We start from the raw sequence: 9,970 nt of genomic DNA, 5'->3' as shown, positions 1-9,970 counted from the left end.
TTGCAGATATTTGCAAATAATTTATAGCATAATATACTATGAATCAGATGAATATTAGGCTTTTAAGGGTGGACTACTTAATATGATAATCTTTATAAAAAAAAAGTTTTAACTATTTTTTTATATGATAAATGCCGTAGTATATAGTTTTATAGGTAAAATAATTTAGTTTTAATTTGTAATTTACATATATAATAGGTATATTTGCACGATTAATTTTTATAGCTTGATAAGTTGTAAGGTTGGGTTATATGGCATTTCTGCCTATTGTCTTTATCCTTATAACCCTTCAGAGATATTGGTCAAAACGATAAGATTTTTTTAAGATTTAGATGAACGTAATTACGAAAACAATTCAATTAGCAGATGGTAGAACCATCTCTATTGAGACTGGAAAGGTTGCAAAACAAGCCGACGGTGCAGCCATGTTGCGTATGGGCAACACTGTATTGTTGGCAACGGTTTGTGCAGCTAAAGAGGCAGTTCCAGGTACTGATTTTATGCCTTTACAAGTAGATTATCGCGAGCAGTATTCTGCCGCAGGTCGTTTTCCTGGTGGTTTCACCAAGAGAGAGGGTAAGGCTAATGATGATGAAATTTTAACTTCGCGCTTGGTGGACCGCGTTCTTCGTCCACTATTTCCATCCGATTACCATACAGAGGTATATGTACAGATAATGTTATTATCAGCAGATGGTGTTGATCAGCCTGATGCTTTAGCTGGTTTTGCAGCTTCTGCAGCTCTTGCAGCTTCTACCATTCCTATTGAATATCCTATTTCCGAAGTACGAGTAGCACGTATTAAGGGTGAATATATTATCAATCCTACATTTGACCAGATGAAAGAAGCCGATATGGATATCATGGTAGGTGCAACAAAAGATAATATTATGATGGTAGAAGGCGAGATGGACGAGGTTTCTGAGCAGGAGCTTATTGGGGCATTAAAAGCTGCTCATGAAGCCATTAAGCCTATGTGCGAGCTTCAGGAAGAGCTGTCTAAGGAATGTGGCACTGATGTTAAGCGTGAATATTGCGACGAGGTAAACGACGATGAGCTTCGTGAGCAAGTTCGCAAAGAGACATATAATGCTTGCTATGCTCAAGCACAGAGTGGTGATGACGACAAACATCATCGCGAAGAGGTATATAGCCAGATTAAGGCAGACTTTATTGAGAAATATGATGCTGCTCATGAAGATCTCACAGCTGATGAGTTAGCCGAAAAGCATGAAATGATAGAACGTTATTATGCTGATGTAGAGCGTGATACTATGCGTCGTAGTGTGCTTGACACAGGTAAGCGTATGGACGGTAGAGCTACCGATGAGATTCGCCATATATGGTGTGAGGTAGATGCTTTGCCTATGCCTCATGGTAGTGCTATTTTCCAACGTGGCGAAACAATGTCGCTTTCCACTTGCACCTTAGGCACAAAAATGGACGAAAAAATGGTAGATAATGTTTTAGAAAAGAGCTATCAACGCTTTTTACTTCATTACAATTTTCCTCCTTTCTCTACAGGTGAAGCTAAGGCACAACGTGGTGTAGGTAGGCGTGAGATAGGTCATGGGCACTTAGCATGGCGTGCTTTGAAAAACCAGATTCCTACCGATTTCCCATATACGGTACGCTTAGTAAGTCAGATTTTAGAATCTAATGGCTCTTCATCTATGGCTACTGTATGTGCAGGCACTTTGGCTTTATTCGATGCAGGTGTACCTATGAAAAAGCCAGTATCAGGTATAGCTATGGGGTTAATTAAAAATCCTGGTGAGGATAAGTATGCTATTCTAAGCGATATTCTTGGTGATGAAGATCACTTAGGCGACATGGATTTTAAGACAACAGGCACAAGAGATGGTATTACAGCTACTCAGATGGATATTAAGTGTGATGGGTTGTCGTATGAAATTTTAGAAAAGGCATTGATGCAGGCTAAGGCTGGTCGTGAATATATTCTCGGAAAGATGATGGAAACGATGCCTGCTCCTCGTTCTGAAATGAAGCCACAGGTACCACGCATTGAGCAACTCTTTATCCCTAAAGAGTTCATCGGAGCTATTATTGGGCCTGGAGGTAAAATTATTCAGCAGATGCAGGAAGATACAGGTGCAACTATTACTATAGAAGAGATTGATAACCAGGGTAAGATTTCCATTTCAGCACCAAACAAAGAGTCTATTGATGCTGCCTTAGGCAAGATTAAATCTATTGTTGCCGTTCCTGAAATAGGTGAGGTTTATGAAGGGGTTGTTCGCTCTATCATGCCATATGGCTGCTTTGTAGAAATCATGCCTGGCAAAGATGGCTTATTACATATTTCAGAAATAGATTGGAAACGTCTTGAAACAGTGGAAGAAGCTGGCATCAAAGAAGGCGATAAGATAAAGGTAAAATTATTAGAGATAGATCAAAAGACTGGTAAATATAAGCTTTCGCATAGAGTGCTTTTAGAGAAACCAGAAGGTTATGTAGAGCCTCAACGTCGTCCTCGTGGCGATCGTCGTCCTCGTCGTGATGGCGATTATAGGGGTGAAGATCGTCGTCCTCGTCGTGAAAATAACCATGATACTGTAAGCGATTAATATAAGCTATTAAGATTATATATAATCACATATATTATAGCCCTTATTGTTAATTATCTACAATAAGGGCTGTTTTTTGTTCTGTCTTAATAGTTTATTATTTTTTTTACTTATATTTGCGCCTGTTTAAAGGGGGTTATTTCTCTTTTAATGAATAAAATATTATGTAAATTTAAAGAACAGTTTTATGAAGAAAGTATTATTTATTATGGCTATATGCACAGCAATGGTAGCTTGTAAGAATGGTAAGACAACATCTAATGCAACATCATCTGATTCTACTGCAAAAGATAGTACCCTAACAGCAGCAGATTCTGTAGTATTTGAGGGTATGACACCAGCTGCCGACTGTGCAGGCATAAAATATCATTTATCTTTAGCTACCGACTCTACTAACGGCTTCTCTGCCACAGAAAGTTATATGGAGAGCGATACTAAAGCTAAGTCTACCCAGAACTACCATGGCAAGTATGATGTTGTAAAAAAGAAAGTAAATGGTAAGGAAAATACTTACTACACCTTTGAGCTTGGCAAGGGTAATAAAGTAAATTTCTTAGTATCTAACGATTCTACACTTCGTATGGTAAATGCCGACTTTGAAGAGGCTGTTGCAACAAAAGGACTGAGCTACGATCTAAAAATAAAGAAGTAAATAATATATAGTTATTTATTAATGTTTTTAATAATTATGAGGCTTACTCTAACGGGTAAGCCTTTATTGTTATATTACTTTCACTTATTATATGTGGAATAACTATAAAAAAATGTGTACTTTTGTTGCTGATTTTTATAATTAGCTACAATTATGTATTGTTGCAAAAAATAGCATTATGGTTCTTAACTATATTTGGATAGCATTTTTCCTCATTGCATTTATCTTTGGGATAATCTCTCTTCTACTTGGTGATGCTACAATCTTTGAGAAAATAGTAGGTGCTACTTTCGATTCTTCGAAGACAGGCTTTGAAATTTCTCTTGGTTTAACAGGCGTTTTAGCCTTGTGGCTGGGTATTATGAAAATAGGTGAACAAGCTGGTATCGTTAATGTCTTGGCACGAATACTAAGCCCATTTTTTTCTAAACTCTTCCCTGATATTCCAAAGAATCACCCTGTTATGGGTTCTATTTTTCTTAATATAGCCTCTAACATGTTAGGTTTGGATAATGCCGCAACACCAACAGGGCTTAAAGCAATGGCTCAGATGCAAGAACTTAACCCAAAGAAAGACACTGCTACCAATTCTATGATAATGTTTTTGGTGCTAAACACCTCTGGGCTTACCATTATACCTACTACCATACTTGCTTTTCGTAGTACTTATGGAGCATCTCAGCCCACAGATGTGTTTATCCCTATCCTTTTAGCTACTACTGTTGCTACCGTTGCAGGTATTATTTTTACTGCCCTTTGGCAACGTATCAACTTATTACAACCCACACTTTTATTTGGCTTAGCATGCTTAATAGGTTTTGTAGGGTTTGTTATCTGGGGGTTTGGTAAGATGGATAAAGATACTATGGCATCTGTAACATCAATAACTTCTAATCTTATTTTAATGTCCGTCATAGTACTCTTCATTATAGCAGGTCTAATAAAAAAGATTAATGTATATGACGCCTTTATAGAGGGAGCTAAAGAAGGTTTTCATACAGCAGTACGAATAATTCCCTACCTAATAGCTATACTTGTTGCCGTAGGTGTGTTTCGTGCGTCAGGAGCTATGGACGTACTTATAAAAGCTGTAAAATATATAGTAGAAATGTGCGGTATAAACGCCGATTTTGTAGGAGCTTTACCAACAGCACTTATGAAACCTCTATCAGGGAGTGGTGCTCGTGGCCTTATGGTGGAAGCTATGAAGACCTATGGGGCTGATTCTTTTATAGGACGACTATCGTGCGTCTTCCAAGGTTCTACAGATACTACTTTCTATATCTTGGCTGTATACTTTGGCAGTGTCAGCATAAAATATACTCGGCATGCTGTTGCTTGTGGCTTACTCGCCGATATTTTAGGTGTTATCGCTGCAATTATCGTATGCTACCTCTTCTTTTAAAATAGAAGTTTTTTATAATTATATAATAAATACAAAACAATGGCAAACTTAAAATCATTAGCAAAAGATACGGCAATTTATGGTGTTAGTAGTATCGTTGGACGATTTCTTAATTATCTTTTAGTGCCTCTTTATACTGCTAAGATTAGTGCTGAAAGCGGAGGGTATGGTGTTATTACTAATATATATGCCTACACAAGCGTACTATTAGTAATACTTACATATGGTATGGAAACTACCTTCTTTCGCTATGCAAATAAGACTGACGAAAATTCTAAACAGATATACGCTACCACATTATCAATGGTAGGAATATCATCTTTACTTTTTATTATTATTATATTTGCTTTTCTTAGTCCTATATCCCACTTTATGGGGTACGCAGAACACCCCTCGTTTGTATGGGTTATGTTTGTTACTGTAGCCATAGATGCTTTTCAATGTATTCCTTTTGCTTACCTAAGATATAAGAAAAGACCATTAAAGTTTGCCGGACTAAAACTCCTTTTTATAGCACTTAACATAGTTTTAAACCTAACTTATTATCTTTTCCTTGGTGGGCACGATGTAGGGTATGCTTTCTATATCAATTTGTTTTGCACTGCATCAATAACGCTTTTCTTTTGGAAAGAGCTTAAAGAAGGATTCTTCTCTGGAGTTAAACTATTAGATATAAAGCTCGTTAAAAAGATGTTGAGCTATTCATGGCCTATACTTGTCTTAGGTATCGCAGGTATGATGAATCAGAATGCAGGACCAATACTTTTCCCAAAATTATATCATGCTGCTGATGCACATAAGCAATTAGGTATTTTTGGAGCTTCTGTAAAGATAGCAATGATCATGTCTATGATAATGCAGGCTTTCAGATATGCTTACGAACCATTTGTCTTTGGTAAAGCTAAAGACAAGGATAGCAAACAAACCTATGGACAAGCTATGAAATATTATATCATATTTACCCTCTTAGCTTTCTTGGTAGTAATGGGATACATGAATATTTTACAACATCTTATTGCTAAAGACTATCGTGAAGGATTAAAGGTTGTACCTATTGTAATGATGGGAAGTATTATGACGGGAGCTTTCTTTAATCTTAGTTTTTGGTATAAACTTATAGATAAAACTATTTGGGGGGTATACCTTTCTGGTATAGGGTGTATCGTTATTATTAGCATAAACATTATTTTTGTACCTAAATATGGATATATGGCATGCGCATGGGCTGGACTTACTGGTAACGCCGTTGCTATGATCTTATCATATATATCAGGACAGAAATATTATCCCATAAACTATCCTCTAAAAAGTATTTTTACTTATTTTGTAATTGCGTTAATTTTCTTTACAGGAATAACCTATTCTAATAAGTTTTTATCAGCACCTTTTGCCTTTATAGCTAATACGATAATAATATTATTGTTTATAGCACATATCATTTACCATGATATGCCTAAAGGAGCTATACAAAAAATTAAACATAAATTCCACCTTTTTTAAATCAATAAAATTAATTAAAGTGTATATGAAAAAATTATTCTTACTCGTTGCAGGATTATTATCTTTAGGCAGTGTACATGCTGATGAAGGTATGTGGACACTCTATAACCTGCCTCAACCAGTTTTTCAGGCTATGCAAAGCGAAGGCTTTACATTACCACAGAACATGATATATGGTGCACCTAACGCCATTAGTAACAATGTAGTCAACTTCTCTGGATTCTGCTCTGGCGTAGTTGTTTCTCCAGATGGACTGGTACTTACTAATCATCACTGTGGTTTTAGTGCTATAAACGCACACTCTACAGTAGAACACGACTATATGATAGATGGTTTTTATGCTAAAGATTTTAGTGAAGAGCTGCCTAATGAAAATATGTTTGTATCTTTTATGAAAAATCAAGAAGATATTACAAGTAAGGTAAACAGCTTAACCTCTGGCAAAAACATTAAAAAGTTAGACGCTATTATAGATTCTCTTACAAATGTAATGACCGACTCTGTAAAAAAAATAGATAAAAGCCTACATGTTGAAATAGATCCTTTTTATGAAGGAAATAAGTTTTTTGCTACCACATATCAGGTGTTTAACGACCTACGTTTAGTATTTACTGTACCAAAGAGTATGGGTAAATTTGGCGGCGAAACAGACAACTGGATGTGGCCTCGACAAACTTGCGACTTCTCAGTATTCCGCATCTATGCCGACCCAAAGACTAATGGTCCTGCTAAATATTCAAAGGATAATGTGCCTTATCACCCTTCAAGCTGGGCACCTGTTAGCATGCAAGGATACCAAGACAAGTCTTTCGCTATGACAGTAGGTTACCCTGGCTCTACTAATAGATACCTATCTTCGTATGGTATACAGCAACGCAGAGATATAGAAAATGCTGCTCGCATTTACTCTCGTAATATTAAGCTGGCTATAATGAAAAAGTATATGGACGCTGATGAAAACACACGCATTCAATACGAAGATAAATATGTTGGTTCAGCTAACTACTGGAAAAACTCTATGGGTATGAATAAGTGTATAGATTCCATAGGTCTTATTCGCCAAAAAATACAATATGAAGAGAAAATACAAAAGTGGTTAAAAGATAAAAAAACACAAGATGAAGCTACCAATGTCGATTTTGCTAAGCTATCACAGCTTTACACTAAGGTAGCTGCACCTGCTAAGGCTTATATATACTGGTTAGAATCGTTTTGGAGAACATCTGAGTTTTTTACACGTGCTACTAATATCTACCGTGAAAAAGGTATGAAACATATTGGTACAAAGGGGACAAAAGACTTTTATTATTTCTTTAATGATAATTCCAAAGAATGGAATATAAATCTCGATAAAGAGATGACAGCTGCAATGCTGAAGAATTATGCAGACCAAGTACCTGGCGAATATCAACCAAAATTCTTAAAAGATATAAAGATAAAATTTGGCGACGACTACAAGAAATACACCGAATGGTTATATAAAAAATCAAAGTTAATGATAGAGGGTACTAAGTTTTATCCTAACAGCAAGATGTTAAAGAAAGACCCTGGATATATTGTAGGAAAACAACTGTTTGATATGTTCCGTAAGATTAATATCCAAGTGGGAAGCGATAAAGAAGCTATCGCACTTCAAGAAAAGAAACTTTGCCAAGCAAAAGTAGAAATGGAAATGGATATGCCACACTATAGCGATGCTAACTTTACTATGCGTTTGTCTTATGGTCAGGTAGGTGGCTACCAGTTAGGTAGTTGGGATAGCAACTATTACACCACTGCAGAGAGCATTGTTGAGAAGATGAAGCGTGGCGATCAGGTAGAGGAGTACAAGACGGAGCCTATTATGATGGATCTTATGAGTAGGAAAGACTTCGGTAAATATGCTGATAAAACTACAGGAAAAATGCAGCTTTGCTTCCTTACCAATAACGATATTACTGGTGGAAACTCTGGTTCTGCTATCTTTAATGGTAAAGGTGAGGTGATCGGTTTGGCATTCGATGGCAACTGGGATAGCCTTTCTAGCGATATTAACTTTGATCGTAATCTTGCACGTTGCATAGGTGTTGATATACGCTATGTACTCTATTTAATGGACAAATGGGGACATGCTGACAGATTACTCAAAGAAATAAATGCACAATAAAACTATATATTTAACAAATACATCATCTTTATACATAAAAAAGAAGCTAACTATATTATTAATTATGCAATTCAGCAAAACGTAAGCATTATATAGTAACAGCTATCTTTCATATAATAAAACAACCCTTATATGTAACAAAACATATAAGGGTTGTTTTATTATTAATTATCAATTCTCAAAACTTCTTTTTCTTAATTATAATTTTTACCTTTGTGAATATAAAAAACTATATGACTGTATGGATAAACGAATTTTATTGTGCTTAGCACATATGTCTGGTAATGAACAAAAATATATTCAAGAAGCATTTGAACAAAACTGGGTTGTGCCTTTAGGACCTAATGTTAATAAATTTGAGGCTGAACTAAAATCTTTTTTTGCATCAGAACCAAATACAAAAACTTTTATAGAAGATGGTTATCCTAAAAGTATTTTAGCACATGAAAATAATCCAGATAATTTATGGCAAGACCAATTTGATTATTTACAAGAAAAAGAAATTGTTGCTTTAGCTTCAGGAACTTCTGCTATACATTTAGCTTTAATAGCACTTGGTGTAAAGGCTGGCGATGAGGTTATATGTCAGAGTTTTACATTTTGTGCATCATCTCATCCTGTTACTTACCAAGGAGCTACTCCTGTTTTTGTCGATTCAGAAAAAGATACATGGAATATGGATCCTTGCCTTTTAGAAGACGCTATAAAAGACCGTATAAAAAAAACAGGTAAGAAGCCTAAAGCTATTATCGTTGTATATCTATATGGTATGCCTGCAAAAATTAAAGAAATACTTGATGTAGCTGAAAAATATGATATTCCCGTAATAGAAGATGCTGCAGAAGGATTAGGATCACGTTATGATAAGCAGTTATGTGGCACTTTTGGCAAATATGGAGTAATTAGTTTTAATGGTAACAAAATGATAACTACCTCTGGTGGTGGTGCCTTGATATGTCCTAATGATAAAGCAAAATCAGAAATAATGTATTATGCAACACAAGCAAGAGAGTCTTATCCGTATTATCAACATGTACACATTGGTTATAATTATCGCTTAAGTAATATTTGTGCAGGCATTGGTCGTGGACAGATGACTGTTTTAGATGAGCATATAGCGCATCATAAACACATTGCTCATTTATACAAAGAGGCTTTTAAAAATCTAAATGGTATCACCTTCCACGATAATATTAGTAAAAAATACGACTCTAACTTTTGGTTAAATACTATTCTTTTAGATGAACACCTCAAAGTAAAAGGAGAAGAAAATGCTTATAAAACAGTAGTAACAAGTGCTGTAGGCGGTGCTGCAGGTGTGGTCCATGTGGCTGAAGCTGCGCATACCGACTGTGAACCAAACACTAATGTTGAGGCTATGCGTATTGCTCTTGATAAAGCTAATATAGAAGCACGACCACTTTGGAAACCTATGCATAAGCAACCTGTCTATGCTTCATGTCCTTCCTATGAAAATGGTATTAGCGTTGGATTGTTTCGCTGTGGCTTATGTCTACCGAGTGGGCCATTAGTAACAGATAAAGATGTTGATTATATTGTGCAATCTATAAAAGAATCTATTATTTAGATTTCTCAAAACAAAAAAATCGAGTAGGAGGTAAACCCTAATCATAGGTGTTTATTTCCTACTTTCGTGTTCACCGACCTCTCACACCACC

The 9,970-nt window shown here is 35.8% G+C and carries 6 protein-coding genes; all 6 read left to right on the top strand.

Translation table 11 applies throughout. The features are described 5' to 3' along the window. Positions 1 to 332: 332 nt before the first annotated feature. Complete coding sequence (locus tag AC1DCD_RS09740) at positions 333 to 2,588, top strand: polyribonucleotide nucleotidyltransferase (RefSeq protein WP_036855445.1); 2,256 nt, start codon at positions 333 to 335, stop codon at positions 2,586 to 2,588. Positions 2,589 to 2,775: 187 nt separating this feature from the next. Beyond that, positions 2,776 to 3,240, top strand: coding sequence for a copper resistance protein NlpE N-terminal domain-containing protein (locus tag AC1DCD_RS09735; RefSeq protein ID WP_464641310.1), 465 nt, complete (start codon positions 2,776 to 2,778; stop codon positions 3,238 to 3,240). Between the two features lie 178 nt (positions 3,241 to 3,418). Beyond that, entirely contained in the window at positions 3,419 to 4,645 is a 1,227-nt protein-coding gene (locus AC1DCD_RS09730; protein ID WP_019036048.1) for a nucleoside recognition domain-containing protein, read from the top strand. A 39-nt stretch (positions 4,646 to 4,684) separates the two neighbouring features. Then, positions 4,685 to 6,145, top strand: a complete 1,461-nt coding sequence (locus tag AC1DCD_RS09725; protein ID WP_464641308.1) for an oligosaccharide flippase family protein — start codon at positions 4,685 to 4,687, stop codon at positions 6,143 to 6,145. A gap of 25 nt (positions 6,146 to 6,170) precedes the next feature. Further along, positions 6,171 to 8,291, top strand: coding sequence for a S46 family peptidase (locus AC1DCD_RS09720; protein ID WP_464641306.1), 2,121 nt, complete (start codon positions 6,171 to 6,173; stop codon positions 8,289 to 8,291). A gap of 241 nt (positions 8,292 to 8,532) precedes the next feature. Continuing rightward, a complete protein-coding gene (locus AC1DCD_RS09715) occupies positions 8,533 to 9,879 on the top strand; it encodes a DegT/DnrJ/EryC1/StrS family aminotransferase (RefSeq protein ID WP_464641304.1) in 1,347 nt (448 codons plus the stop codon). Positions 9,880 to 9,970 lie beyond the last annotated feature (91 nt).

This window comes from Prevotella sp. C0209C1 (genome assembly GCF_056583855.1).
This window is presented reverse-complemented; position numbering and strand designations above follow the sequence as displayed.

Bases quoted from the DNA above. Each gene is read 5' to 3' on its own strand.
- AC1DCD_RS09735 (WP_464641310.1), top strand. From the start codon at position 2,776: ATGAAGAAAGTATTATTTATTATGGCTATATGCACAGCAATGGTAGCT.
- AC1DCD_RS09715 (WP_464641304.1), top strand. From the start codon at position 8,533: ATGGATAAACGAATTTTATTGTGCTTAGCACATATGTCTGGTAATGAA.
- AC1DCD_RS09740 (WP_036855445.1), top strand. From the start codon at position 333: ATGAACGTAATTACGAAAACAATTCAATTAGCAGATGGTAGAACCATC.
- AC1DCD_RS09720 (WP_464641306.1), top strand. From the start codon at position 6,171: ATGAAAAAATTATTCTTACTCGTTGCAGGATTATTATCTTTAGGCAGT.
- AC1DCD_RS09730 (WP_019036048.1), top strand. From the start codon at position 3,419: ATGGTTCTTAACTATATTTGGATAGCATTTTTCCTCATTGCATTTATC.
- AC1DCD_RS09725 (WP_464641308.1), top strand. From the start codon at position 4,685: ATGGCAAACTTAAAATCATTAGCAAAAGATACGGCAATTTATGGTGTT.